The following is a 22,387-nucleotide window of genomic DNA, read 5'->3' as shown; positions in this document are numbered from 1 at the left end:
TGGGCCAGCCTGCCCGTCCCTCGCGTGCGACCACACACCCGGAGCCGGTCCGACAACAACTGAGCCTGCTTCCGGCCACAGCCCTGTCCGCCACCGCACCCCGGCCACCGGAGACGCATACCGCCAACCGCGCCGCCCGGCCGCGGCAGGAACACTGGATGGCAATCGACCTGCCGCACCTTGCGCTGGATGCGCTGGCCCGGACGGAGCCGGACCCCGGGCGGCTGCAGCGCCCCCTGCTGGTGGTGGAATCCGACCCTGCCCCCCGGGTGCACGCCGCCAACCGCGCCGCCCGCCAGGCGGGTGCCCGCCCCGGCATGGCGCTGGGGGATGCCCTGGCGGTGCTGGATACCCCGGAACTGATCGAGCATGCCCCGGACACCCTGCAGGCCCAACTGGAGATGCTGGCCGGCGTACTGCTGCGGTTCTCCGATCACGTGCACCCGGAGCCGGAGGCACAGCGCATCCTGGTGGAGGTCGGGCGCAGCCGCCGCCTGTTCGGCGGCCTCGAGACCCTGCGCGACCAGGCGCGGGACACCCTGACCGAACTGGGCTTCCATCCCCGTATCGGACTGGCCCGCAGCCCCGCCGCCGCGCGCCTGCTGGCCCGCCTGCGCAACCCCGCGATCGCGGAAGACCCCGAGGCCCTGCGCCGCATCCTGTCCCCGGTTCCGCTGGAGGCCCTGCCGCTGGCCGCCGCGACCCGCGAGGGCCTGCGCGCCGTGGGCCTGCGCCAGTTGGGCGATCTGCTGCGCCTGTCGCGCCCCGAACTGGCCCGACGCCACGGACCGGAGTTGCTGGACCTGCTGGACCGACTGCTGGCGCGGCGCGCGGAGACCCTGCCCCGCTTTGCGCCACCCCCGTTGCTGGATCTGTCCCTGCGCCTGGAGCACGAGATCCACGCCACGGCGACCCTGGCCTTCCCGCTCAAACGGCTGCTGCGCCAGGCCGAGGCGCAGTTGCGCGGCCTGAACCGCAGCCTGCAGGGGATGACACTGGAACTGGCCCACCGCGAGGCGTATACCCGCATCTCACTGGAGCGCGGGCAGCCGGGCATTCGCACCGACGAGTGGCTGCCCCTGTGGCAGACCCGACTGGATCGCGAGACCCTGCCGGCGGCGGTGATCGGCCTGCGCCTGCAGGCACCCCGCTTGCTGGACCCACCGGCCCGGGGCGACAGTCTGCTCGCCGCAGACCCGGCGAGCAGACCACCGGCCGATCAGCTACCCGCCGTGCTGGCTCGCCTGCGCGCCCGGCTGGGCGAGCAGGCCGTCGCCCGTCTGATCAACCGCCGCACACCGAGACCGGAGGACGCCCAGCGGCCGCGACACGATCTCGCCACCACCCCGGCCCCCACCGCTCCAACCCCGGGCCAACGGGCCTGCGGAACTGCCCTCTGGCTACAGGGCCCCGAGCCCGCCGCGCCCCCCGACCAGCCCCAATGGCTGGGACGACTGGAAGACGGCTGGTGGGATCACGGCCAGGACGCGCGCCGCGACTACGCTTGCAGCCGCGACCGTCAGGGCCGCCGGCTCTGGCTGTACCGCTGCCTGCGCAGCGGCCAGTGGTATCGCCAGGGTTACTGGGGCTGAGGGGGACCCCGCGTCAGCGGTGGTATTCGCCCGCGCGCTCCGGCTGGTACTCGACCTCCTCGATGCGCACGTGCATCTGCCCCCCGCCCGGGCGCGGCCACTCGATCTCGTCGCCCTCGGACAGGCCCAGCAGCGCACTGCCCACCGGCGCCAGGATCGACAGCGTGCCGCCACTCTCGTCCACATCACGTGGGTACACCAGTGTCATCGAAAACTCGTCGCCGGACTCGATCACCCGGAACCGGACCTTCGAGTTCATCGTCACCACCGAACCCGGAACCTCGTGCGAATCCACGACATCCGCGCGATCCAGTTCGGACTCGAGATCGGCCTTGCCGGGGAAACTACCATCCGGAAGCGACTCCAGCAGCTTGTCCAGGCGCTCCATGTCCGTGGTGGAGACAATGATCTTCGGCTTGTTCACTTTCTTACTCCAGAATGCAGAACGCGCCTCCGGGGAGACGCGCCAGGCAAATAATATTCAGGGAATTTCCGGAAACCGGGAAACTTACTCGGGAGACTAGCCAAGACCCGGCAAAAAAGCCATAGCGCCCATCACCGTGCTCGTAAGCGGGAGCCGCACATAGGGAGACGCTGATTAATTCGCACGTCCGCGCTCGATCGATTTTGCTCGCTGACAAGGCGCGGTGAGCGAAGTGTAGCCGAGCTACATAAGCAAGCCGCAACGCGGTCAGCGGGCCCATTGTCGTCAACAACGGGCGGCCGAGCCCTCAAGGGGTTGGCGCCCCATTTTCCCCGATCCTGCGTTGCGGCGTTTGACCGTAGAGTGACTACGGCGCTGCGCACCGCGCCTTGTCTCGGAAAAAACGGGGCACCAACGCGGACGTGCGAATTAATCAGCGTCTCCCTGGCCTTTGCCTTGCGCCCTCACCGAGGCCAGGTCTCCCGCCACGCCGCGTAGCCCCCGCGCAGCACATGCGCATTGATACCCATCGTGCGCAGGCTGTCGGCCACGAGCTGGGACCGGCCGCGACCGCCACAGAACACCACGACGGGCTGGTCCGCATCCGCCATATGAGACTCGATACCGGCCTCTAGCTTGGGCCGCGGGATATTGATCGCGCCCGCGATCGTCCCCGCGGCCGCCTCCTCGGGCTGGCGCACATCCACCAGCAGAAACGGTTTCTCTTCCTCGAGCCAGCGCGCCACCTCCCCTGGTTCCAGATGCGGCAGGCTTTGTTCCAGCTCGCGAATACGCTTCTCGAAAAGACTCACAGGAGGACTCCGTTGGCTGCGTGAACCGCAAGTTTAGCGCGCGCCCGGGTCACAACGACGGACGTACCAGCAGTGGGACCACCCGAAGGGTGAACAGGACCAGCCCGACCAGCGCCGCCACCGCACCCACCGCCGTTAACATCGCAACGCCCAGGATCCAGCCGAGCCCCATGCCCAGCACGGCCAGATGCACCAGGACCTGCGGCATCCAGGCCCACAGCCAGCCACTGGCGATCGGGTGGCCGGTAAAGCGCGGCAGCATGTGCTCGCCAAGCCCCATGATCAGCAACAGAAGAAAACCCAGGGTAAAGCCGTGCAGCGCGGCCGGACGCGCCGCACCCTCGAGGAAGAACCCGCCCAGTGGCAACGCGGCACCCGCGATCAGCAGCCAGATCATCGCGCCCAGCACCGAGGCCCGGCTGGAGGCCGACAACCCCAGCCCGACATGGCGCGCGGCCTTCTGTGTGCGTTCCGGGGCCCCCGCCACCAGTGCGGTCGCGGCGGTGCGATCCAGCAGCCCAATATGCTTGAGCTCGCCATCCACCACCACGGCCGGGATCGACCGGATGCGCAGCCGGGTCGCCAGTTCGCGCCCTTCGGGCTGGCCCATGTCGACCACCGCGAAGTCGATCTGTTTGTTTTCCGCCACCTCGCGCCAGATGCGCTCGGCATCGTGGCAGGAGGCACACCACTCGGATACCAGCAGCTCTACCTTCATGATTCCGGCCTTAAGGAAACACTGATCCATGTACACACTCGCGCTCGAGTCGCTTTTGCGTGCGAACAAGGCGCGGTGACTGCCGTGCAGTCATTCTGCACAAGGGAGCCGCAACGCCGTGCGCACGCAAAAGCGGCCGAGCCCCTGCTTTTCAATGGCTTGTGGGGTTGGTACCCCAGGTTCCCCGATCCTGCGTTGCGCCGCTTGCGGGTAGAACCACTACCCGCTGCGCACCGCGCCTTGTCTCGGAAAACCTGGGGTACCAACGCGAGTGTGTACATGGATCAGTGTTTCCTTAGTCCGCGCAGCGCATGCAGTGGATGTCGTAGCGATCGACCCATTGTTTCAGACCGGCAATCGCCTCGGCCCCGGTATGTAGCCGCTCCAGCGCCGCTTCCGGATCGTCCGGGCGCATCACCACGACCCAGGCATCGGTATAGGGGGCCACGTTCACCAGCCCCGGATCGGCCTCCACGGCCGGATTGATGCGCTCAATGGTGCCGTCGAACGGCGTAGGGATGCCCCCCGCCCACTTGCCGGACTCCAGCCGCGCCACCGGCTTGCCCGCGGCGCGGTGCGAACCCGGCTTGCGAAAGCGGAAGTACTGCACCCGCCCCGCCATGGTCTGGGCGGGATCGGTAATCCCGAGGGTAAAGGTGCCGTCGTCCTCCGGACGGACCCAGACATAATCCAGGTCATAGAACAGGTCGTCCGGCAACTCGCAGCCGTTGTATTCCGTATGACTCATTACGCCCCCTTCGGACCGTAGTGACGCACGGTGAGTGCGATGTTCAGTGCGAACAGGATCATCGCCCCCCAGGCCATCGCCCCGCCGACCGCGACGGTCGGGTTATGAAAGACCAGCCAGCCCGCGATCATCACCAGGAGCCCGAGATTCGCCAGCAGGAACTGCACATGGCCCAGGCGCTCGGAGAACAGCGAACGTCCGGAAAAGCGCGGCAACACATGCAGACCCACGCCATAGATCATCATGGTCACGAACCCCAGCAGCATCAGGTGGCCATGGATGCGCGGCACATTGCCGGGGATCAGGCCGGGATGGGCCAGCCAGAGGATGCCGAGCAGCCCGCCCAGCAGGGCATAGGCGAGGGCCGCGAGGATGAACATCCGGTTCCGAGGGTGCATCAAAAGCTCCAGGCCAGGTTTCGCACAGCATACTTTAAGCTATATTCAATTTACATTGATCAAGATCAAGACGGGGCGCGAGCGCTTCGGCGAAAGTCGCCTGCTTGTTGACCACTCTGCGAAGGTCCGATACCCCATGCACGCGCAACTCCACGAAAGTGTTCCCGGATTCCAGCAGCCCATCGAGTTGCTGCGGGCGTGCCATCGCCGAATCCTCAACTCTCTGGACATCCTCGAGCGCCTGCCCGCCCATTTGGCCGACAAAGGCGCCGACGAAGAGGCCCGAGGCGCCGCGCAACGGGTCCTGAACTACTTTCACGAGGCAGCGCCCAACCACCACGCGGACGAGGACCAGGACCTGTTCCCCGTGCTGCGCCAGCACTGTGGCCACCCCGAGAGTCATCCACAACTGTGCGAATGGCTGGACCGCCTGACCGCCGAACATGACGAGATCGAGGCCGGCTGGGATCGACTGGAGCCGGCCCTGCAACGCATCGCCGCGGGCCAGCCGGCGGACCTCGACGGGGCCGACGCCTGGATACGCCAATACCGCATCCACCTCGATCTGGAAGAGCGCGCCGTACTCCCCTTTGCCGAGCACCTGCTAAGCCCGGAAGACCGCCGCGCCATCGGTGCCGCCATGGCCGCACGCCGGGGCATCGCGAGCGCAGACCGTGGCTGATTTCGTACTCGACCTCCGCGGCCTGGCCGAACATGCCCACACCCGCGCCTACTACACCCTGCGCGAACTGCGCAGCGGTCAGGTCTTCGAGGTCTGGCTGGATCAGGAACCGAAGATGCTGATGGACGCGGTCAGCCTGCAGCTGCGTCAGGCCATCCACTGGCGGGTGCTCGAAGACGGCCCGCCCTTGTGGAAGCTCGCGGTACAACGCCGCGAGGACGTCGCCCCGGTGGACCTGGTCGACCTGCTGGAACGCGATCACCTGCGCATCGACCGCCTGTTCGCCAGCGCCCTGCACAAGGTCAACGCCGGCGACCTCGAAGGCGCAGCGCCGGATTTCCACGCCTATGTCGACGGCCTGCGGCGCCACGTGGAGGTGGAAAACGACCTGATCGTCCCCCTGCTGGACCTGCCCCGCAGCCCGAACGGCCAGGATCCCACCTCGATCATGCTGCGCGAGCACGACGAGATCCTGGAACAGACCGCGATGCTGGAACACGAATTCAGCGAAGGCGCGGACGAGGCCTGGGCCGTGGCCCCGTTCTTCGCCCTGATCTCCGGCGCGCTGGCCAAGCACGAAGGCCGCGAGGAACAGAACCTGTTCCCGCACTGGAGCCGCGCCCTGCGCGAACAGCCCGATGCCGCCGCCGAGCTGCTCCAGCGCGCACAGACCCTGCTGACGGCACCCGACCCGGCACCCCACAGCAACTGAGCGCCCCGCATGGCTGCGCGGCCGCCGCAGCCCGGCACTCGTGTCAATCCACGGCTTCCCGGGCGCGATGCGGCGCCGACAGGCGCGCCAGCGCCCAAAGCCCCAGCAACGGGCCGGGCAGCAACAGCCACAGGACCCAAACCCCGCCATCCGCCCATAACCAGCCGGTCAGCCAGATGCCCGGCAGGGTCAGCGCAAAGCCGATTGCATTCATCACGCTCAACGCGGAACCCACGGCATCCTCCGGCGCGCTGTCCGCGGCCAGCGCGGAGAACTGGGGCGAGTCCGCGATCACCGTGAGCCCCCACAGCGCCAGGAGGCCGAACAGCAACCAGGGCGACTGCCCCGCAAGCAGCGGGTACAGCAGACAGGCCAGGCCCGAGGTTGCCAGTGCCACCCGCGCCACACGCAGGCTTCCCAGGCCCCGACTCAGGCGCCCACCCCAGACACAGCCCGCCAGACCCAGCGCGATCACGCCAAAGGCCAGCCACGGAATCAGGGCCGCATCGGCCTCCATCCGTGCGAGCTCACGGGCTACCAGCAGAGGCACCAGCGTCCAGAACGCATACAGTTCCCAGCAGTGCCCGAAGTAGCCCCCGGCCACGGCGCGAAAATCCCGCCGTGCCAGGGCATGGAAGCCCTTCCCGAGCCCCGGCGTGCGCCCCGGTGGCGGCAGATGCGGGCCATCGCCCAGACGCAGGATCATCAGCGCGGCCAGCAGGGCCAGGCCCGAGGCCAGAAGCACGGGCACCGCCCACGGGAAATCGAGCGTGGCGCCACGCAGCAGATGCGGGAGCGCGGTCCCCAGGGTCAGCATTCCGAGCAGCCAGGACAGCGCCCAGCCCTTGTACTGCGGGGTCCAGCCGATCACCAGCTTCATGCCCAGCGGATAGACCCCGGCCAGTGCCAGCCCGACCAGAAAGCGCGTCAGCAGGGCCAGCTCCCAGACGCCGGCGAGCAGGATGAAGATGGCGTTGAGTCCGGCCCCGAAAAGCGCCGAAATGGCGAACACACGACTGGCGCGAAAGCGATCCGCCAGCCCCGTGGCGGCGACCGCCAGGGTCCCGGTGATGAAACCGAGCTGGGTGGCCATCGTGAGCCAGCCGATCTCGGCGGGCGACCACCCCAGTGCCTGCTGCAGCGACAGCCCGACCCCGTTGACCGAAAACCACAGCGACGTCCCGAATAGCTGCGCCACCACGATCACCGCCAGCGGATGGCGGCGGATCATGTCAGCCATCGAGGGATGCCGCCCCGAAGGACACCACGCGGCTCAACGACTGGCGCCGCGTATCCAGCGCTTCAGCAACGCGACCAGGGCACCCCCGGAGACCAGGCCCAGCAGGTAGATTCCGACAATCAGCAGCGCCAGTGGCAGGGTTACGTACAGGGTGAGGAAGTTGAGCGTTACGAGACGCAGGTTCTGGATCGCAAAGATCGCAACCACCGCGACGAACACGATAATCAACAGGGTGTACAGGTAACGCATGGGACCTCCCTGGTCAGTCGGACATGCCTCTCAGGTTCCGGCGCCCCGCCGCGGGCGTCAACCGGCCGGGCGGTGGGTTTCAGGCCTCGGCGTGGGTGCAGTGCCGCCGCACCGGACAGGCATCACAGCGCGGCCGTGGCCGGCAGCGCTCCTTGCCATGTTCCACGATCAGCGCATGCAGGTCGTTCAGCGCCGCCACATCCGGCCCCAGTGCCACCTCGACGTGCTCGCGCAGCGCATCGTACGAAGCCCGTGCCTGCGGCAGGTCCAGACGCTCGAACAACCGGCGGGTATAGGCATCCACCACGAACACCGGGCGCTCGAAGGCGTACAGCACGATATCGTCGGCCGTCTCCGGCCCGACACCCTTGACCCCCAGCAGCGCCGCGCGCAGCGCGTCGGTGTCCAGCGCCGCCAGCCCCTCGATCCCGCCGGACGCCTCCAGGAAGGCCAGCAGGTGGCGCAAGCGATCCGCCTTCACGTTGAAATAGCCACTGGGACGAATGTGTTCGGCCAACTCTTCCCGGCTCAGGGCCATCAAGCCCTCCGGCGACAGCGCGTCGATACCGCGCAAGTTGGCCAGCGCCTTCTCGACGTTGGTCCAGCTGGTGTTCTGCGTCAGCACCGCACCGACCATCACCTCGAACGCCGTCTCCGCCGGCCACCACTGCAGGTCGCCGTACTCCGCGCGCAGGGCATCCAGGAGCTCGGGGATCCGCACGGGGGCTACCGCTGACGGCTACCGCCCGGTTTGCCACCGCCGCCCGAGCGGCCGCCGGGTCGACCTCCCGCAGGCTTCGCGCCCCGGGAGCCGCCGCGCCCCGCGGGGGACGAAGACTTGCCCGGCTTCTTCGGCGGCGACGAACTCCAGCCGTCCTCGCGCGCCGCCCGGCTGGTGCGGGCCTTGCCCGCCGGCGCCGCCTTGCCGGGGCGTTGATCCCGCGGTTTGCCGCGCGGATCGCGTCGCGGGCCGCCGCGACCGCGCGTGCGCACGGATTCCGGCACGGGCAGGTCCGCCGCCTCGTACAACCCGGCCACCTCGCGGGTCTCCAGATCCCGCACCGCACCGGTCTTCAGCCCGTGCCCGAGGACCACCGGCCCGTAGCGCACCCGGATCAGGCGGCTGACCGTGACCCCGACCGCATCCCACAGGCGGCGCACCAGCCGGTTGCGGCCTTCGCTGACCACCACATGAAACCAGTGATTGGCGCCTTCCCCACCCTGCTCTTCCAGACTGTCGAAACGGGCCGCGCCATCCTCCAGTTCCACGCCTTCGCGCAGCATGTCCTGGGTCGCCGGCGGCACCTCGCCCAGCACGCGCACCGCGTACTCGCGTTCCAGGGCCATGCTCGGGTGCATCAGCCGGTTGGCCAGTTCGCCATCGGTGGTGAACAGCAGCAGGCCCGAGGTATTCAGATCCAGCCGGCCCACGGCCACCCAGCGCTGCCCCTTCAACCGCGGCAGGCTGGCAAACACCGGCCGCCGCCCCTCGGGGTCCGAGCGGCTGCAGATCTCGCCCACCGGCTTGTGATACACGATCCACCGATGCGGATGCTCCGGGCGCCGCACGATGCGCCCGCGCACGCGGATCACGTCGTGCTCGTCGACCTGGTCGCCCAGCTTCACGGTGCGGTTGTTCACCTGCACCTCGCCGCGCTCGATCCAGCCCTCGATCTCGCGCCGCGAACCCAGCCCACGCGCCGCCAGGACCTTCTGTACCCGCTCCGACATTCCCGGAACTCCAGCAACTCATTAAGATGGACGCCACGATACACCAACAGGACGTTGCCATGACCGATTCCGCGCCGGAAACCACGCCCGTCAAGACACCGCTGAACATCGCCGTGCTCACCGTCTCCGACAGCCGCGAACTCGCGGAGGACCGTTCCGGCGACGCCCTGGTGGAACGCCTTGAAAGCGCCGGTCACCGGCTGGCCGAGCGCAAGATCGTGAAGGACGACATCTATGCCATCCGCGCCGAACTCTCGCGCTGGATCGCCGATCCCGCTATCGACGCGGTGCTGACCACCGGCGGCACCGGCATTACCGGCCGCGACGGCACCCCCGAGGCCGCCTCGGTCCTGCTGGACAAGGCCATCGAGGGCTTCGGCGAGCTGTTCCGCATGCTCTCCTTCGACGAGATCGGAACCTCCAGCCTGCAGTCACGGGCCCTGTCCGGCGTTGCCAACGGCACCTACCTCTTCGTCCTGCCCGGCTCCACCGGCGCCTGCCGCACCGCCTGGGACCGCATCATCCAGGCCCAGCTCGACGACCGCACCATGCCCTGCAACCTCACCATGCTGATGCCGCGCCTGAAGGAAGTTTGACGAGACACGATCAATCCGGGGCCGGCCCGGACTCGTCGGGCGCGAAGCATACCGGCGAGGCGCGCTCGCCCGTTGGTTCCTCCTCGGCGCGTTCGGCGTCGAGGAGAGCGCCAAGGGCCGCCGCATGGCTGTGCTCGACGTCCCGGGTTGCCGTCAGCAGCGTCAGGCGGCCGCGACGGGCATACCCCAGCAAGCGGCCCCAGGCCTCGGGCGCCGCTCCCAGTTCCGCCCGGTACCGGCGACAGAACTCGCGCCAGCGCTCCACATCGTGGCCGAACCAGCGTCGCAGGTCGGTGGACGGAGCGAGCGACTTTTCCCAGGCGTCCAGCAGGAGCGCCGACTTTTTCACCCAGCGCGGCCACAGGCGGTCGATCAGCACACGCGTCCCATCCCCGGGATCGACCGGGTCATAGACGCGCCGGATCCGCACCCGTTCCATACGGCCATTACCGGTCCACGTGGGTCTGCAACCAGTACTCCAGCAGGGCGGCGTGCCAGAGCTTGGAGCCCTGGATGCGGGTGAAGTACTGATCAGGCGCGTCCAGCAGCTTGTCGATGTAGGCCGGCTGATAGAGGCCCCGCTCGCGCGAGGCGCGCGAGGTGAGGATGTCGCGCATGAACTCGAGGAAATCGCCGCGCACGTACTTCAGTGCCGGCACCGGGAAGTAGCCCTTGGGCCGGTCCAGCACCGCGTCCGGTAGCCGGCCACGAGCGATGCGGCGCAGCACGTCCTTGCCGCCATCGCCCAGCTTCAGATGCGGCGGCATCGCGGCGGCGGTCTCGACCAGCTCGTGGTCCAGGAACGGCACCCGCGCCTCCAGGCCGAAGGCCATGGTCATGTTGTCCACGCGCTTGACCGGGTCGTCCACGATCAGCGTGGTCACGTCCAACGCCAGCACGGCGTCGATGAAGGAATCCGCGCGGTCGGTCTCGAGTTCGGCGAACTGCTCGCGCAGCCAGTCACCAGTGACGTCGTTCGCCGGCGGGTGACGCAGCATCTCGGCCATCTCCGGATGATCGCGGTCGAAGTAGTGGCGCCGGAAGCGCTCTACCCAGTCGCCATGGCGATCCTCCGCCATCTGCGGATACCAGAAGTAGCCGCCGAAGACCTCATCGGCGCCCTGACCGGACTGCACGACCTTCACATGCTGCGAGACCTGCTCGGACAGCAGGTAGAACGCGACCGCATCCTGGCCGAACATCGGCTCGGCCATGGCACCCACCGCCTCCGGCAACCGGGCCAGCACCTGGTCGTTGGGGATCAGCGTGGCCTGATGGTCGGTCGCATAGCGCTCCGCGACGGGGTCGGAATACTCAAACTCGGAGCCCTTCTCCTCCGGCTGATCTTCGAAGCCGACGGTAAAGGTGCGCAGATCCTGCGCACCCTCCTCCATCGCCAGCGCGACCAGCAGGGAGGAATCCAGCCCACCGGAGAGCAGCACGCCGACGGGCACATCGGCCACCTCCAGCCGCTTGCGCACCGCCTGGCGCAGCGAATGCTCGATGCGTTCCTGCCACTCGCCGTCCGATACCGGCTCGGACGGGCGGTGTGCATGCAGCGTCCAGTAGCGCTGCAACCGCTCCTGGCCCCGCGCGTCGATGCTCAGATAGTGCCCCGGCTCCAGCTTGCGGATGCCGCGCAGCACGGTGCGCGGCGCGGGCACCACCGCGTGCAGCGAGAACAGCATGTGCAGGGCCTCCGCATCCAGCTCGGTGTCCACGTCGCCGGCCGCAAGCAGCGCCTGGGTGTTGGAGGCGAAGCGGATGCCCTCGCCGACGCGGGCCAGGTACAGCGGCTTGATGCCCATGCGGTCGCGTGCCAGCAACAGACGCTGGGCGTTGCCATCGAACAGTGCGAACGCGAACATCCCATGCAGTCGGGCGACGATGCCCTCGCCCCACTCGGCGTAGCCGCGCAGGATGACCTCGGTGTCGCCGGTGGAGAAGAAGCGGTGGCCGCGTCCTTCCAGTTCGCTGCGCAGCGCACGGAAGTTGTAGATCGCGCCGTTGAACACCAGCGCAAGCCCGGTCTCCGGATCGAACATCGGCTGGTGCGCGCGCTGCGACAGGTCCAGGATCGACAGCCGCCGGTGGCCGAGGGCGACCCGACCAGAAGCCCACAGGCCGTCGGCATCCGGCCCGCGCCGTTCCAGACAGGGCAGCATGCGCGCGACCGCCTCGCCGCTCGCGCGCCGTTCACCCCAGACGAATTCTCCTGCGATCCCGCACATGATTGGTTCCTTGCTGGTTGGGATTTCTTGGGTTGTGCTTCGTGGCCATCGTCCGACGCGGGCGGGGCTTCGCGGGCAAACCCGCTCCCCCAAGCGGCGATCAGGACGATCGCTCGGTTCGAAACGCCTGCTCCAGTGCGTCCATCAGGGACTGACTGGCCGCGCCGGCGCGGTCGCGATCGGCATGTGTAATGTAGAACGGCACCGCATGCCGCGCCCCGGCCTCCAGATTCAGTTCGACCAGGCCTCCCGCGGCAAGATCCTCGGCGATCCGGTCCTCCGGCATCCAGGCGAAGCCGATCCCGGAGCGCAGGATCTCGCAGGCCGTACCCATGTGCGACACCGTCCAGCGCTGGTCCGCCTCCACCCAGCCGCCCTCACCGGAGGCCTGGGCACCCGAGTCCCGCACCACGACCTGGCGGTGCGGCTGCAGATCGCGCCGGGTCAGCGGCGCTTCACCCTGCGCCAGGGGATGCGAAGGGTGCGCCACGCACACCATCGACAACTCGCCCAGGCAGGTCCCGAGGTAGCCGGATGGCAGTTCCGGACCCAGCAGGATGTCCACCGCCGCTTCGCGCAGCAGATCCGGCCCACCGCTCAGCACCACCTCGTGCAGCTGGATACGAGTGGCCGGGTAGGCCCGTGAGAAGACCTCCAGGGCCCCGATCACTGGCGCCCGCGGCAGGAGCTGATCCACTGCCAACCGGATTTCGGATTCCACCCCGGCGGCCAGCGCACCGGCCAGGGTCTCGATCTCCGCCGCCTCTTCCAGCAGGTGGCCGGCCCGGCGCAACAGCGCCGCCCCGGCCGCGGTGAGCACCGCCTTGCGGCCCTTGATCTCGAAGACGTCGACGCCCAGCTGTTCTTCCAGCTTCTGCACCGCGTGGTTGATGCTCGACGGACTCTTGTGCACCCGTTCCGCAGCACGCGCAAAGCCCCCGGCGTCCACCACCGCCTGCAACATGCGCCACTGTTCGAGAGTGACGCGGATCAAGCTACCCGCTCGCGCTGGTGCCCCGGGTTTCCCGGGACCTGGCGCGGCGCGCCACCAAGCGTGATGCTACCGGCCGGTTTTTGGCTGTCTCGGGTCGCAACACAGGGTCGGGAAGCCTGGGGCACCAACCCTACAAACCATTGAATGACGCACCGCGGCCGCGTTTGCCTTGTGACGTTGGGCCCGCTGACGGCGTGGCGGCTCCCTTGTGCAGAGCGAGGGCATGGCAGTCGCTCTGCCGGGTCAGCGAGCACCATCGACTCGAGCACGAACGGGACCATTGATGCGCGCACCCCTAGTGTTCCTCGGGGCAGCCGCAGCCCGGATTGTGGGTCCGCGCATGCCATTCCTCGCGCATGCGGGCATAGGCCGCGCCGGTCAGCAGGACCAGGTGTACGGTGGAGGGGTAGATCCGCCCGTCCAGGCGCAGGGTCTCGGTGAGCTCGGGGTCGCGGCCTTCCGGGATGTAGAAGAAGTCCACGCCCTCGCGCAGCTGATGCTTGCGCGCCTTGAACATACGGAAGGCCGTGCCCTTGGGCACGCCGTTCCATGCATCGACCTGGCGCAGACTCAGGGTCGCATACCCGGCATGGATGATCGGCTCCGGCGTCGGCCCGGCCGCGGAACCTTCCTGGCCGTGAAACCGTCCCGCGCTACGAGGGTCTTCAACTGTATCGGTATCCATGCTGGCATTATGCCTGCGCGGACATCCCGGCTCATCAAGGACACCCAATGGAATTTCTTCAGGAATACGGACTTTTCGTCGCCAAGGCCGCCACGGCCGTCATCGCCGGGCTCATTGTGTTGAGTGCGATCGCCGGCCTGGTCGGCCGGTCGCGCGAGGGCAAGCCGGACCGGTTGCACGTCAAACGCCTGAACGATCGTTTCGAGCGGATGGAGAAGACCGTGCGCCGGGCGGTGGAGCGCCGCCGCGGGCGGGTGGAACGCCTGCGCCACTGGGCCGCACGCAAGCTGCCGCGCAAGGGGATGGGGGACTCGACCGCCACAACCGAAACCGAACAGACCGACAAGCTCGGTGGCACCCGTTCCGACCACGAGGCGGATGCCGAACGCCCGCGCGTGTACGTCCTACGCTTCGACGGTGATATCCGCGCCTCCAGCGTCGAGAGCCTGCGCGAGGAGGTCACCGCCATCCTCACCATGGCGCGACCGGAACAGGACCGCGCCATCGTCTGCCTGGAGAGCCCCGGCGGGCTGGTGCCCTCCTACGGGCTCGCGGCCGCCCAGCTGGCACGCCTGCGCGAAGCCGGGCTGGACCTGACCGTGGCGGTGGACCGCGTCGCCGCCAGCGGCGGCTACATGATGGCTGCGGTCGGTCACCGCATTGTCGCCGCGCCATTCGCGGTGCTCGGCTCGATTGGCGTGGTCGCCCAGATCCCCAACTTTCACCGCTGGTTGTCGCGCAACGATATCGACATCGAACTGCTGACCGCTGGCGAATACAAGCGCACCCTGACCATGCTTGGCGAGAACACCGACGAGGGCCGCAAGAAATTCCGCGAACAACTGGAAGAGGCCCACGAGCTGTTCAAGACCTTTCTCGCCCGCTACCGCCCGCAACTGGACCTGGACCAGGTCGCCACCGGCGAACACTGGTACGGCGAACAGGCCCGCGAGATGGGGCTGGCCGACGAACTGCGCACCAGCGACGATCTGCTGCTGGAGCTGACCCGCGAGGCGGACGTATTCGAGCTGACCTATCACCGCCCGCAGACCCTGGGCCGGCGTATCACCTTTGCGATGGAATCCATCCTCGAGCGCGTTTTGCGCAGCCAGGGGCCGGAAACCCGGATGTAAAGTCCACCTGCCGGGGAACGCTTTGGCGGGCGAGAACGTCAACCTCACACGATCTACTGCAACAATCGGAGTCCCTCATGAAACGAAACAACCACCCACTGACCCGTCTTCTGCTGATCCTGCTGGCCGCCGCCAGTCTCTTGGCCACGCCGCTTGTGGCCGGCGCGGACGACAACCTGCCCTGGGGCTCGGCCGAAAAGATGGACCGGCAGTACGAACCCCGCAAGGTGGTCTACGACGTGTATACCAGCAGCCCCAGCGAGCTGGAGGGCGTACTGGACCGCGTGAGCATGCTGAACAACGTCTACGAGGCGGACCCGTTCGAATCGCACATCGTCCTGGTGCTGCACGGTGCCGAGGTCCCGTATTTCACTCGCGACGAGTTCGGCGAGCACGAGGAACTGATGCGCCGCGCCCGCTCGCTCACCCAGGCCGGCAATATCGAGTTCCGCATGTGCGAGGCCTCTGCGCGCCTGCGCGGCATCGACGTGGAAGACGTGCATGGCTTCGTGAACGTCGTACCGATGGCCGATGCCGAGATCATCGAACTGCAGCACGAAGGCTATCTGCTTATGCAGTAATCCTCGAGCGGTGTTCGGCCACCCAGGGCCGAACACCGTGCACGGGCGTCGTCCCACGACCCGATCACGCTTCCGCCGACCGGTCGCTGAAAATTCTGCATGGGTCGCCTACCTTTTTCGGACGCGCTGACGAAACCACCCGGTCGATCGTCGCCACTGGCTCGACGCACCCATTACTGCACGAGGACGTTGTCATGAAGAAGACGCTACTGACCGCTCTGTTGCCCCTGGCCCTGATCGCGACCCCGGCGCTGGCCGCCGACGTACCCGGGATGATCGCCAAGGCCAGCCCGCATTCCGCCTCCGAGACCCTGGATCGGCTGGAGAATGCCCTGGAAGCCAACGATATCGGCGTCGCCTTGCGCTGGGACCACGCCGCCAAGGCGGACGGCGTGGATATCGAACTCGGCCCGACCGAACTCCTGATGTTCGGCAACCCGGCGCTCGGCAGCCACTTGTTCACCAGCCAGCAGACTGCCGGCATCGACCTGCCGATGAAGGCGCTGGCGTGGACCGACGCAGACGGCCAGACCTGGCTCGCCTACAACGATCCGGAATGGGTGGCCGAACGCCACGGCATCGACGACCGCGATGACATCCTCGATACCATGAGCAACGCGCTGGACAACCTGACCAACGCGGCAATCGCCGAGGACTGAGCATCTGCTCGATCCCCGCCGCACGGGCGCAGCCCTGCTGAGGTTCACTCGCGCCGGGCGGGCGATTGGTTATAGTGAGGCTTCCATCCTTTCCGGGAGCCGACGTGGATCGCCCGTCCCCTTCCAGCCAGACCTCACCCGACATCCGCGACCGGCCCATCCTCGGCTGGCGCGAATGGGTCGGCCTGCCCGACCTCGGCATCCCCGCGATCAAGTGCAAGGTCGATACCGGAGCCCGCAGTTCGGCGCTGCATACCTTCCAGATCGAACCCTTCACGCGTGATGACCACGAGTGGGTGCGCTTCGGCATCCACCCCCACCAGCATGATAGCGAGACCGAAGTCTGGTGCGAGGCACCGGTGCTGGATATCCGCAAGGTGACGGATTCCGGCGGGCACACCGGGGAGCGCTACTTCATCGCCACCCGGGTGCAACTCGGTGCCGTAGTACTGCCAGTTGAACTCTCCCTGACCAGCCGCGATACCATGCTCTTTCGCATGCTGCTCGGCCGCGAGGCCATGCGCGGTCGCTTTCTTGTCGACCCCCAGGCCTCGTTTGTCGCCAGCCACCGACCGCAAATCCCTACAGCCCAGCAGGCGCCTGAATGAAACTCGGCATCCTTTCGCGCAACAGCAAACTCTATTCCACCCGACGCCTGGTCGAGGCGGCCGAACAGCGCGGCCACGAGGTCCGTGTGGTGGATCCGTTGCGCTGCTACATGAACATCACCGCGCACAGCCCGCAGATCCACTACAAGGGCGACATCCTCGACCAGTTCAACGCGGTCATCCCGCGGATCGGGGCATCGATCACCTTCTACGGGACCGCAATCCTGCGCCAGTTCGAGATGATGAACGTCTACCCGCTGAACGAGTCGGTGGCCATCTCGCGTTCGCGCGACAAACTGCGCAGCCTGCAGCTGCTCTCGCGCCGCGGCATCGGCCTGCCGGTGACCGGGTTTGCCCACTCGCCGGACGACATCGATGACCTGCTGGCGACCGTGGGCGGCGCGCCCTGCGTGATCAAGCTGCTGGAAGGTACGCAGGGGCTGGGCGTGGTACTCGCCGAGACCAAGCAGGCGGCCGAGAGCGTGATCCAGGCCTTCATGGGCCTGAAGCAGCACATCCTGGTGCAGGAATACATCCAGGAGGCCAAGGGCTCGGATATCCGCTGCTTCGTGATCGGCGACAAGGTGGTCGCAGCGATGAAGCGCCAGGCCAAGGACGGCGAGTTCCGCTCCAACCTCCACCGTGGCGGCAGTGCCTCCCTGTGCCGCATCACCCCGGAAGAACGTGCCACCGCGGTACGCGCGGCCAAGGTCATGGGCCTGAACGTCTGTGGCGTGGATCTGCTGCGTTCCAATCACGGTGCGGTGGTGATGGAGGTGAACTCCTCACCTGGCCTGGAGGGCATCGAGAATGCCTCGGGCAAGGATGTGGCGGGCATGATCATCGAGTTCATCGAGAAGAATGCCAAGCCCAACCGGACGAAGACCAAAGGGAGCGGCTAGTGTCCTTGAGTCGCAGGGCTACACTTCACTCGCAGCGGGTGGACCGCACGCAAGAGCGACCCGCGCGGGCGTATGCACATTGTTCGGTGGCTCCCTGATGCCCGGCATACCCCAGTCACTGCGCAACAAGCCGATCACCATTGGTGGCACCACCGTCCGCCCCGGCGAGCGGCGCACGGTGGAGCTGGAACTGGGAGCGCTGTACACCCACACCCCGACCAACATGCCGGTACAGGTGCTGTGCGGTCGGCGCAAAGGGCCCGTGCTGTTTGTCAGCGCCGCCATCCACGGCGACGAGATCAACGGCGTCGAGATCATCCGCCGCCTGCTGAAAGTCCCCGCCCTGCGGCGCATGAAGGGAACCCTGATTGCCATCCCTGTGGTCAACATGCACGGCTTCATCAACCAGAGCCGCTACCTGCCCGACCGGCGTGACCTGAACCGCTGTTTCCCCGGCTCGCAGAAGGGCTCACTGGGGGCTCGCGTTGCGCGCCTGTTCATGCGCGAAATCGTGCAGAACAGTACCCATGGCATCGACCTGCACACCGGCGCCATCCACCGCTCCAACCTGCCGCAGATCCGCGCCAACCTCGATCACGCCGAGACCCTCGATCTGGCGCGCGCCTTCGGGGCCCCGGTGATTCTCAACTCGGCCCTGCGCGACGGCTCCCTGCGCGAGGCCGCCGCAGAACGGGAAGTCCCCATCCTGCTGTACGAGGCCGGCGAGGCCCTGCGCTTCGACGAGCTCTCCATCCGCGGCGGGGTGCACGGCATCATCGAGGTAATGCGCCATCTGGGCATGCTGCCGGCCGTACGCCGGCGCCCGCGCAAGGAACCCATCATGGCGCGCACCAGCGGCTGGGTCCGCGCGCCCCAAAGCGGCATCCTGCGCACCTTCGTGCGCCACGGGGACCGCGTGGTCCGCGACCAGACCCGCCTGGCGATCATCTCCGACCCGTTTGGCGAAACCGAGACCGAGATCCTCGCCCCGGCCTCCGGCATCATCATTGGTCAGCTCAACCTGCCGCTGATCAACGAAGGGGACGCACTGTTCCACATCGCCCAGTTCAACCGTACGGACCTCGCCGTGGAACGCCTGGAGACCTTTCAGGAACACCTGGAGGCCAGCGACTACCCCTACGCCGATCAGCAGCGGCTCGAGACGCCCTGAAGGAGACGCGGAGGGACACGCCGGGCACGGCCCTTGCGCCGGCCATCCGGCTCAGTGGCCGATGTCCTCGTGCCACAGCTCGGGGTGCGTCTCGATAAACGCGCGCATCAGTTCGCGGCAGCCCGGGTCCTGGACCACGTCCACCTGGATGCCGTGACCGCGCAACCACGCCTCCTCCCCCAGGAACGACTCGTTCTCCCCGATCACCACTCGCGGAATACCGTAGAGGACGATCGCGCCGCTACACATCGCGCAGGGCGAGAGCGTGGTGTAGAGCGTGCATTCGCGATACACCTGCGCCGGCTGCCGGCCGGCGTTCTCCAGCGCATCCATCTCCGCATGCAGGATCGCGCTGCCCTGCTGCACCCGCCGGTTGTGCCCGCGCCCAATCACCTCGCCCCGGTGCACCAGCACCGACCCGATCGGGATCCCCGCCTCGCCCAGCCCCGTACGCGCTTCGTCGAGCGCCATTTCCAGAAACGGATCCATCGTCGTCACCCAGTTGTCGCAACGAATTCAGGCTGACGGTAGCTGATGTGGCATTGCAAGATCGAGTCCGCCCCACGCGTGAGACGCCGATGGAGCGGGCGTCAGATGTGGGCGCTGAACTGGCCCCGCCGCGGCAGGCCGAGCAGATGGAGGAAATCCGTTTCGCGCAGCCGGACGAGCGACTCGTGATCGCCAGCCTCGAAATACACGTTGCGCTGTTCCAGCACGCTGTCATCAAGCAGGGTTTCCAGCCCGTAAGCGGCGCCCAGAGCGGGGATTGCGCCGCGTTCGCAGTCAGCAAAGACGCTGGCCACCTCGTCCTCGGTAGCCAGGCCCACGTGCTCGCCCAACAACCGGTGCAACTGCCCCAGTTTTACGCGGCGCGTGGCCGGCACGACGGCCAATCGGTACTGTCCATCCTCCTCGACCAGCAACACCGCCTTGGCCACTGCGTCGCCCGGCACATGGGCCGCCTCGGCCGTGCGGCTGGCCGAATTCGAATGCGGATGGGGCACCAGCTGGTAGGCCACCGCATGTTCGGCCAGAAAGTTGTTCAGGGTCCCGGGGATACTCATGGCGCACGCTCCGCAGTGTCTTCCTTCGACTATAGACCCCGCCGGGATCGCCTACGTCTGCACGGATCCAGCAGGTCGGTACAATCAGGCATATGACGGCCTTTTCCGTACTCGACCTGGCCCCGATCACCGCTGACGGGGACGCCACCCACGCCTTGCACAACACCCTCGATCTTGCGCAACACGCCGAGGCCCTCGGCTTCCAGCGCTACTGGTTGGCGGAACACCACAACATGCCCGGCATCGCCAGCGCAGCCACGGCGGTGGTGATCGGCCAGGTGGCAGCCGCCACACAGCGCATTCGGGTGGGTGCCGGGGGCATCATGCTGCCCAACCACGCCCCGCTAGTCGTCGCCGAACAGTTCGGCACCCTGAACGCGCTGTACCCGGGCCGCATCGACCTCGGGCTGGGGCGCGCACCCGGCACCGACCCGACCACCGCGCGCGCCCTGCGCCGGGCCCCGGATATCGACCCCGACCAGTTCCCGCGTGACGTCGCCGAGGTGCTGGGCTATTTCGACGACCCCCAGCCGGACCAGGTGATCCGCGCCATCCCCGGCGCCGGCCAGCACGTGCCCGTGTGGATCCTCGGTTCCAGCCTGTTCGGTGCCCAGCTGGCCGCGCAGATGGGCCTGCCGTATGCGTTTGCCTCGCACTTCGCCCCCGGGCATTTGATGAACGCACTGGAGCTGTACCGCAGCCAGTTCCGGCCTTCCGCATGGCTGGAGCGCCCCTATGCGATGCTCGGCTACAACGTGTATGCCGCCGACACCGACGCCGCGGCGCGAACCCTGGCCAGCTCCATGGAACAGGCCTTTGTCAGCCTGCGGAGGGGTCGCCCCGAACCGATCCAGCCGCCGATCGAGGGCTACCGCGAACGCCTCGACCGCGCCGAACGCGCGATCGTCGAACAGACGATGGCCTGTTCCGCGATTGGCGCGCCGGACACGGTGGAGACCGAGATCCGCCAGTTTCTCGACCAGACTGGCGCCGACGAATTGATCGTGACCACCTCCACCTTTGACCATGCGGCGCGCCGGCGCTCACTGGAACTAACGGCGGAGGTGCGCGACCGAATCACCATGTGAAAACCGGACCACCTGTTCACCCGACCGAAATGGGGCCCTATGCTTGAGGCAACGGCCGGAGTGGCCGAGCCCATTCAGAATCAGGGGGACACATGCGCGTCAAGGTCCACGGCATCACCATCGAATGCATCACCGGCAATATCGCCGCCCAGCGCGACATGGACGCGGTCGTCAATGCCGCCAACGCCTGGCTGCGGCCCGGCGGCGGCGTGGCCGGGGCCATCCACCACGCCGCGGGGCCCGGTCTGGAGCGTGAATGCCAGCCCCTGGCCCCGATTGAACCCGGCCAGGCCGTACTGACCGGTGCCCACAACCTGCCCAATCGCTTCGTAATCCACTGCCTGGGACCGGTCTACGGGCACGACGAACCGGCCAGCCGGTTGCTGGCTGCCTGTTATCGCAACGCCCTCACCCGCGCCGAAGAAGCCGGGGCCTACAGCATCGCATTTCCCGCGCTGTCCACCGGGGCCTTCGGCTATCCCGTCGAGGAAGCCGCCCGCATCGCCCTGGAAACCGTGATCGCCGCCACGCCCCGGCTGGATGCCGTCGGCCATGTCCGCTTCGTGCTGCATACCGAGGGCGATCTGGAGATCCATACCCGCATCCTTGGCGAACTGACGGCATGATCACCGCCGTTCCCACGGCTTCACACCTCCACGAGCTCCACGCATGAACCCGCCGCGCAAGATGCCCGTGCAGTTGATCCCGGTCGAGGAGGTGGTCCACCGCGCCGACGACCTGGCACGCCAGATACGGGCCAGCGACTTTCGGCCGGACACGATCGTGGCCATCACCCGCGGCGGGTTCATGCCCGCGCGATTCTTGTGCGACTTCCTCCGGGTGCACAAGCTGCTCAGCCTCAAGGTCGAGCACTACACCTCGGGCGCGCGCGAAAAGCAGCGAGCGGCCGTTACGGTCCCGCTGGCCGGGGATGTGCGCGGCGAACGGGTCCTGCTGGTCGACGACGTCAACGACTCCGGCGACACCCTGGTGGCCGCCCGCCCCCATCTGGAGGGCTTCCAACCGGCCGCCGTGCGCACCGCCGTGCTGCATGAAAAGGCCAGCACCCAGTGCCCCGCCGATTTCCACAGTCAGGCCGTGCAGGAGTGGCGCTGGATCCTCTACCCCTGGGCCGTCATCGAAGATGTCGGCCAGTTCGCGCGCGAAATGGACCCGCCCCCGACCACCGCCACCGAGCTGCGCACGCGTCTGCAGCAGGACTACGGCCTCGAGCTCGACGCGACCCAGTTGGACCGCGTAATCCGCTATAACGACCTGCCCTTTTCCGCGTAGGACGACGCGGACCGGGATCCGCCCGGGTTGGCAATCGGGTTCGGGGAACGGATGATATGGACCCGGCCCGGTCACC

At 67.6% G+C, this 22,387-nt stretch carries 28 protein-coding genes; 13 read left to right on the top strand and 15 right to left on the bottom strand.

Annotation, left to right across the window (positions count from 1 at the left end; genetic code table 11):
• The first annotated feature begins 158 nt into the window (after positions 1-158).
• Positions 159-1,592, top strand: coding sequence for a DNA polymerase Y family protein (locus tag D579_RS0101060; RefSeq protein WP_018950833.1), 1,434 nt, complete (start codon positions 159-161; stop codon positions 1,590-1,592).
• A 13-nt stretch (positions 1,593-1,605) separates the two neighbouring features.
• On the opposite strand, the gene rnk is transcribed toward D579_RS0101060, so the two are convergent.
• From rnk to D579_RS0101035, 5 genes are all read right to left on the bottom strand, one after another.
• Positions 1,606-2,016: a nucleoside diphosphate kinase regulator gene (rnk, locus tag D579_RS0101055; RefSeq protein WP_018144175.1), complete on the bottom strand. Its 411-nt coding sequence runs from the start codon at positions 2,014-2,016 to the stop codon at positions 1,606-1,608.
• Positions 2,017-2,480: 464 nt separating this feature from the next.
• Complete coding sequence (locus D579_RS0101050; RefSeq protein WP_018950832.1) at positions 2,481-2,828, bottom strand: rhodanese-like domain-containing protein; 348 nt, start codon at positions 2,826-2,828, stop codon at positions 2,481-2,483.
• 49 nt (positions 2,829-2,877) lie between these two features.
• Positions 2,878-3,546, bottom strand: coding sequence for a thioredoxin family protein (locus D579_RS0101045; RefSeq protein ID WP_026289404.1), 669 nt, complete (start codon positions 3,544-3,546; stop codon positions 2,878-2,880).
• A gap of 295 nt (positions 3,547-3,841) precedes the next feature.
• Positions 3,842-4,294, bottom strand: a complete 453-nt coding sequence (locus D579_RS0101040) for a glycine cleavage system protein H (protein WP_018144178.1) — start codon at positions 4,292-4,294, stop codon at positions 3,842-3,844.
• Positions 4,294-4,692: a hypothetical protein gene (locus D579_RS0101035; RefSeq protein WP_026182008.1), complete on the bottom strand. Its 399-nt coding sequence runs from the start codon at positions 4,690-4,692 to the stop codon at positions 4,294-4,296. The genes D579_RS0101040 and D579_RS0101035 overlap by 1 nt, the downstream gene beginning before the upstream one ends.
• Before the next feature lie 55 nt (positions 4,693-4,747).
• Here D579_RS0101035 and D579_RS0101030 point away from each other — a divergent pair, with 55 nt between their 5' ends.
• Positions 4,748-5,374 (top strand): hemerythrin domain-containing protein, encoded by a 627-nt coding sequence (locus D579_RS0101030; protein ID WP_018950830.1) that lies wholly within the window; start codon positions 4,748-4,750, stop codon positions 5,372-5,374.
• Positions 5,367-6,086, top strand: coding sequence for a hemerythrin domain-containing protein (locus tag D579_RS0101025; RefSeq protein ID WP_018950829.1), 720 nt, complete (start codon positions 5,367-5,369; stop codon positions 6,084-6,086). The genes D579_RS0101030 and D579_RS0101025 overlap by 8 nt, the downstream gene beginning before the upstream one ends.
• Positions 6,087-6,129: 43 nt before the next feature.
• On the opposite strand, the gene D579_RS0101020 is transcribed toward D579_RS0101025, so the two are convergent.
• From D579_RS0101020 to rluB, 4 genes are all read right to left on the bottom strand, one after another.
• Positions 6,130-7,317 carry a nitrate/nitrite transporter gene (locus tag D579_RS0101020; RefSeq protein WP_018175766.1) on the bottom strand — a complete coding sequence of 396 codons (1,188 nt, stop codon included), beginning with the start codon at positions 7,315-7,317 and terminating at the stop codon, positions 6,130-6,132.
• 42 nt (positions 7,318-7,359) lie between these two features.
• Positions 7,360-7,575, bottom strand: coding sequence for a lipopolysaccharide assembly protein LapA domain-containing protein (locus D579_RS0101015; protein WP_018144183.1), 216 nt, complete (start codon positions 7,573-7,575; stop codon positions 7,360-7,362).
• A gap of 79 nt (positions 7,576-7,654) precedes the next feature.
• Positions 7,655-8,296 (bottom strand): endonuclease III domain-containing protein, encoded by a 642-nt coding sequence (locus D579_RS0101010; RefSeq protein WP_018950828.1) that lies wholly within the window; start codon positions 8,294-8,296, stop codon positions 7,655-7,657.
• A 5-nt stretch (positions 8,297-8,301) separates the two neighbouring features.
• The gene (gene rluB / locus D579_RS0101005) at positions 8,302-9,306 is read right to left on the bottom strand and encodes a 23S rRNA pseudouridine(2605) synthase RluB (protein ID WP_018950827.1); all 1,005 of its coding nucleotides are present in this window, start codon (positions 9,304-9,306) and stop codon (positions 8,302-8,304) included.
• Between the two features lie 59 nt (positions 9,307-9,365).
• Here rluB and moaB point away from each other — a divergent pair, with 59 nt between their 5' ends.
• The gene (gene moaB / locus D579_RS0101000; RefSeq protein ID WP_026289403.1) at positions 9,366-9,902 is read left to right on the top strand and encodes a molybdenum cofactor biosynthesis protein B; all 537 of its coding nucleotides are present in this window, start codon (positions 9,366-9,368) and stop codon (positions 9,900-9,902) included.
• 10 nt (positions 9,903-9,912) lie between these two features.
• Here moaB and D579_RS0100995 read toward each other — a convergent pair whose 3' ends face one another.
• From D579_RS0100995 to D579_RS0100980, 4 genes are all read right to left on the bottom strand, one after another.
• Entirely contained in the window at positions 9,913-10,341 is a 429-nt protein-coding gene (locus tag D579_RS0100995; RefSeq protein ID WP_018950825.1) for a DUF488 domain-containing protein, read from the bottom strand.
• Between the two features lie 7 nt (positions 10,342-10,348).
• A complete protein-coding gene (locus D579_RS0100990) occupies positions 10,349-12,133 on the bottom strand; it encodes an N-acetylglutaminylglutamine amidotransferase (protein WP_018170058.1) in 1,785 nt (594 codons plus the stop codon).
• Between the two features lie 100 nt (positions 12,134-12,233).
• Positions 12,234-13,127 (bottom strand): LysR family transcriptional regulator, encoded by an 894-nt coding sequence (locus D579_RS0100985; RefSeq protein ID WP_255346784.1) that lies wholly within the window; start codon positions 13,125-13,127, stop codon positions 12,234-12,236.
• Positions 13,128-13,422: 295 nt separating this feature from the next.
• Positions 13,423-13,812: a hypothetical protein gene (locus D579_RS0100980; protein ID WP_018950824.1), complete on the bottom strand. Its 390-nt coding sequence runs from the start codon at positions 13,810-13,812 to the stop codon at positions 13,423-13,425.
• A 47-nt stretch (positions 13,813-13,859) separates the two neighbouring features.
• Here D579_RS0100980 and sohB point away from each other — a divergent pair, with 47 nt between their 5' ends.
• From sohB to D579_RS0100950, 6 genes are all read left to right on the top strand, one after another.
• Positions 13,860-14,945: a protease SohB gene (gene sohB / locus D579_RS0100975; RefSeq protein ID WP_018950823.1), complete on the top strand. Its 1,086-nt coding sequence runs from the start codon at positions 13,860-13,862 to the stop codon at positions 14,943-14,945.
• Positions 14,946-15,022: 77 nt separating this feature from the next.
• A complete protein-coding gene (locus tag D579_RS0100970) occupies positions 15,023-15,526 on the top strand; it encodes a DsrE family protein (RefSeq protein WP_018950822.1) in 504 nt (167 codons plus the stop codon).
• Positions 15,527-15,720: 194 nt separating this feature from the next.
• The gene (locus tag D579_RS0100965) at positions 15,721-16,185 is read left to right on the top strand and encodes a DUF302 domain-containing protein (RefSeq protein WP_018950821.1); all 465 of its coding nucleotides are present in this window, start codon (positions 15,721-15,723) and stop codon (positions 16,183-16,185) included.
• A 104-nt stretch (positions 16,186-16,289) separates the two neighbouring features.
• Positions 16,290-16,793, top strand: coding sequence for an ATP-dependent zinc protease (locus D579_RS0100960; RefSeq protein ID WP_018950820.1), 504 nt, complete (start codon positions 16,290-16,292; stop codon positions 16,791-16,793).
• Positions 16,790-17,695, top strand: a complete 906-nt coding sequence (rimK, locus tag D579_RS0100955) for a 30S ribosomal protein S6--L-glutamate ligase (protein WP_018144195.1) — start codon at positions 16,790-16,792, stop codon at positions 17,693-17,695. Before D579_RS0100960 ends, rimK begins: the two co-directional genes overlap by 4 nt.
• 97 nt (positions 17,696-17,792) lie before the next feature.
• Complete coding sequence (locus D579_RS0100950) at positions 17,793-18,866, top strand: succinylglutamate desuccinylase/aspartoacylase family protein (RefSeq protein ID WP_038050077.1); 1,074 nt, start codon at positions 17,793-17,795, stop codon at positions 18,864-18,866.
• Between the two features lie 51 nt (positions 18,867-18,917).
• Here the strand turns inward: D579_RS0100950 and D579_RS0100945 are convergent, their stop codons facing one another.
• On the bottom strand, positions 18,918-19,355 hold the full coding sequence (locus tag D579_RS0100945; protein WP_018950818.1) for a nucleoside deaminase: 438 nt from the start codon (positions 19,353-19,355) through the stop codon (positions 18,918-18,920).
• A gap of 101 nt (positions 19,356-19,456) precedes the next feature.
• Positions 19,457-19,930: an aminoacyl-tRNA deacylase gene (locus D579_RS0100940; RefSeq protein WP_018950817.1), complete on the bottom strand. Its 474-nt coding sequence runs from the start codon at positions 19,928-19,930 to the stop codon at positions 19,457-19,459.
• A 92-nt stretch (positions 19,931-20,022) separates the two neighbouring features.
• Between D579_RS0100940 and D579_RS0100935 the strand changes: the two genes are divergently transcribed.
• The 3 genes from D579_RS0100935 (at position 20,023) to D579_RS0100925 (ending at position 22,311) form a co-directional block, all read left to right on the top strand.
• The gene (locus D579_RS0100935; protein WP_018950816.1) at positions 20,023-21,018 is read left to right on the top strand and encodes an LLM class flavin-dependent oxidoreductase; all 996 of its coding nucleotides are present in this window, start codon (positions 20,023-20,025) and stop codon (positions 21,016-21,018) included.
• Between the two features lie 92 nt (positions 21,019-21,110).
• On the top strand, positions 21,111-21,644 hold the full coding sequence (locus D579_RS0100930; protein ID WP_018950815.1) for a macro domain-containing protein: 534 nt from the start codon (positions 21,111-21,113) through the stop codon (positions 21,642-21,644).
• Between the two features lie 43 nt (positions 21,645-21,687).
• Positions 21,688-22,311 (top strand): phosphoribosyltransferase, encoded by a 624-nt coding sequence (locus tag D579_RS0100925; protein ID WP_018950814.1) that lies wholly within the window; start codon positions 21,688-21,690, stop codon positions 22,309-22,311.
• Positions 22,312-22,387: the final 76 nt, after the last annotated feature.

The organism is Thioalkalivibrio sp. AKL12 (assembly GCF_000377925.1).
Taxonomy (GTDB): Bacteria; Pseudomonadota; Gammaproteobacteria; order Ectothiorhodospirales; family Ectothiorhodospiraceae; genus Thioalkalivibrio; species Thioalkalivibrio versutus.
This window is presented reverse-complemented; position numbering and strand designations above follow the sequence as displayed.

What these genes read in the sequence shown, in the direction of transcription:
- D579_RS0100995 (WP_018950825.1), bottom strand. Translation starts at nt 10,341, where the DNA reads ATGGAACGGGTGCGGATCCGGCGCGTCTATGACCCGGTCGATCCCGGG.
- D579_RS0101020 (WP_018175766.1), bottom strand. Translation starts at nt 7,317, where the DNA reads ATGATCCGCCGCCATCCGCTGGCGGTGATCGTGGTGGCGCAGCTATTC.
- D579_RS0100945 (WP_018950818.1), bottom strand. Translation starts at nt 19,355, where the DNA reads ATGGATCCGTTTCTGGAAATGGCGCTCGACGAAGCGCGTACGGGGCTG.
- D579_RS0101060 (WP_018950833.1), top strand. Translation starts at nt 159, where the DNA reads ATGGCAATCGACCTGCCGCACCTTGCGCTGGATGCGCTGGCCCGGACG.
- D579_RS0100950 (WP_038050077.1), top strand. Translation starts at nt 17,793, where the DNA reads ATGCCCGGCATACCCCAGTCACTGCGCAACAAGCCGATCACCATTGGT.
- D579_RS0101035 (WP_026182008.1), bottom strand. Translation starts at nt 4,692, where the DNA reads ATGCACCCTCGGAACCGGATGTTCATCCTCGCGGCCCTCGCCTATGCC.
- rimK (WP_018144195.1), top strand. Translation starts at nt 16,790, where the DNA reads ATGAAACTCGGCATCCTTTCGCGCAACAGCAAACTCTATTCCACCCGA.
- D579_RS0100980 (WP_018950824.1), bottom strand. Translation starts at nt 13,812, where the DNA reads ATGGATACCGATACAGTTGAAGACCCTCGTAGCGCGGGACGGTTTCAC.
- D579_RS0100940 (WP_018950817.1), bottom strand. Translation starts at nt 19,930, where the DNA reads ATGAGTATCCCCGGGACCCTGAACAACTTTCTGGCCGAACATGCGGTG.
- D579_RS0100930 (WP_018950815.1), top strand. Translation starts at nt 21,111, where the DNA reads ATGCGCGTCAAGGTCCACGGCATCACCATCGAATGCATCACCGGCAAT.
- D579_RS0100970 (WP_018950822.1), top strand. Translation starts at nt 15,023, where the DNA reads ATGAAACGAAACAACCACCCACTGACCCGTCTTCTGCTGATCCTGCTG.
- rluB (WP_018950827.1), bottom strand. Translation starts at nt 9,306, where the DNA reads ATGTCGGAGCGGGTACAGAAGGTCCTGGCGGCGCGTGGGCTGGGTTCG.
- moaB (WP_026289403.1), top strand. Translation starts at nt 9,366, where the DNA reads ATGACCGATTCCGCGCCGGAAACCACGCCCGTCAAGACACCGCTGAAC.
- sohB (WP_018950823.1), top strand. Translation starts at nt 13,860, where the DNA reads ATGGAATTTCTTCAGGAATACGGACTTTTCGTCGCCAAGGCCGCCACG.
- D579_RS0100990 (WP_018170058.1), bottom strand. Translation starts at nt 12,133, where the DNA reads ATGTGCGGGATCGCAGGAGAATTCGTCTGGGGTGAACGGCGCGCGAGC.
- D579_RS0100965 (WP_018950821.1), top strand. Translation starts at nt 15,721, where the DNA reads ATGAAGAAGACGCTACTGACCGCTCTGTTGCCCCTGGCCCTGATCGCG.
- D579_RS0101015 (WP_018144183.1), bottom strand. Translation starts at nt 7,575, where the DNA reads ATGCGTTACCTGTACACCCTGTTGATTATCGTGTTCGTCGCGGTGGTT.
- D579_RS0101040 (WP_018144178.1), bottom strand. Translation starts at nt 4,294, where the DNA reads ATGAGTCATACGGAATACAACGGCTGCGAGTTGCCGGACGACCTGTTC.
- D579_RS0101045 (WP_026289404.1), bottom strand. Translation starts at nt 3,546, where the DNA reads ATGAAGGTAGAGCTGCTGGTATCCGAGTGGTGTGCCTCCTGCCACGAT.
- D579_RS0100935 (WP_018950816.1), top strand. Translation starts at nt 20,023, where the DNA reads ATGACGGCCTTTTCCGTACTCGACCTGGCCCCGATCACCGCTGACGGG.
- D579_RS0100925 (WP_018950814.1), top strand. Translation starts at nt 21,688, where the DNA reads ATGAACCCGCCGCGCAAGATGCCCGTGCAGTTGATCCCGGTCGAGGAG.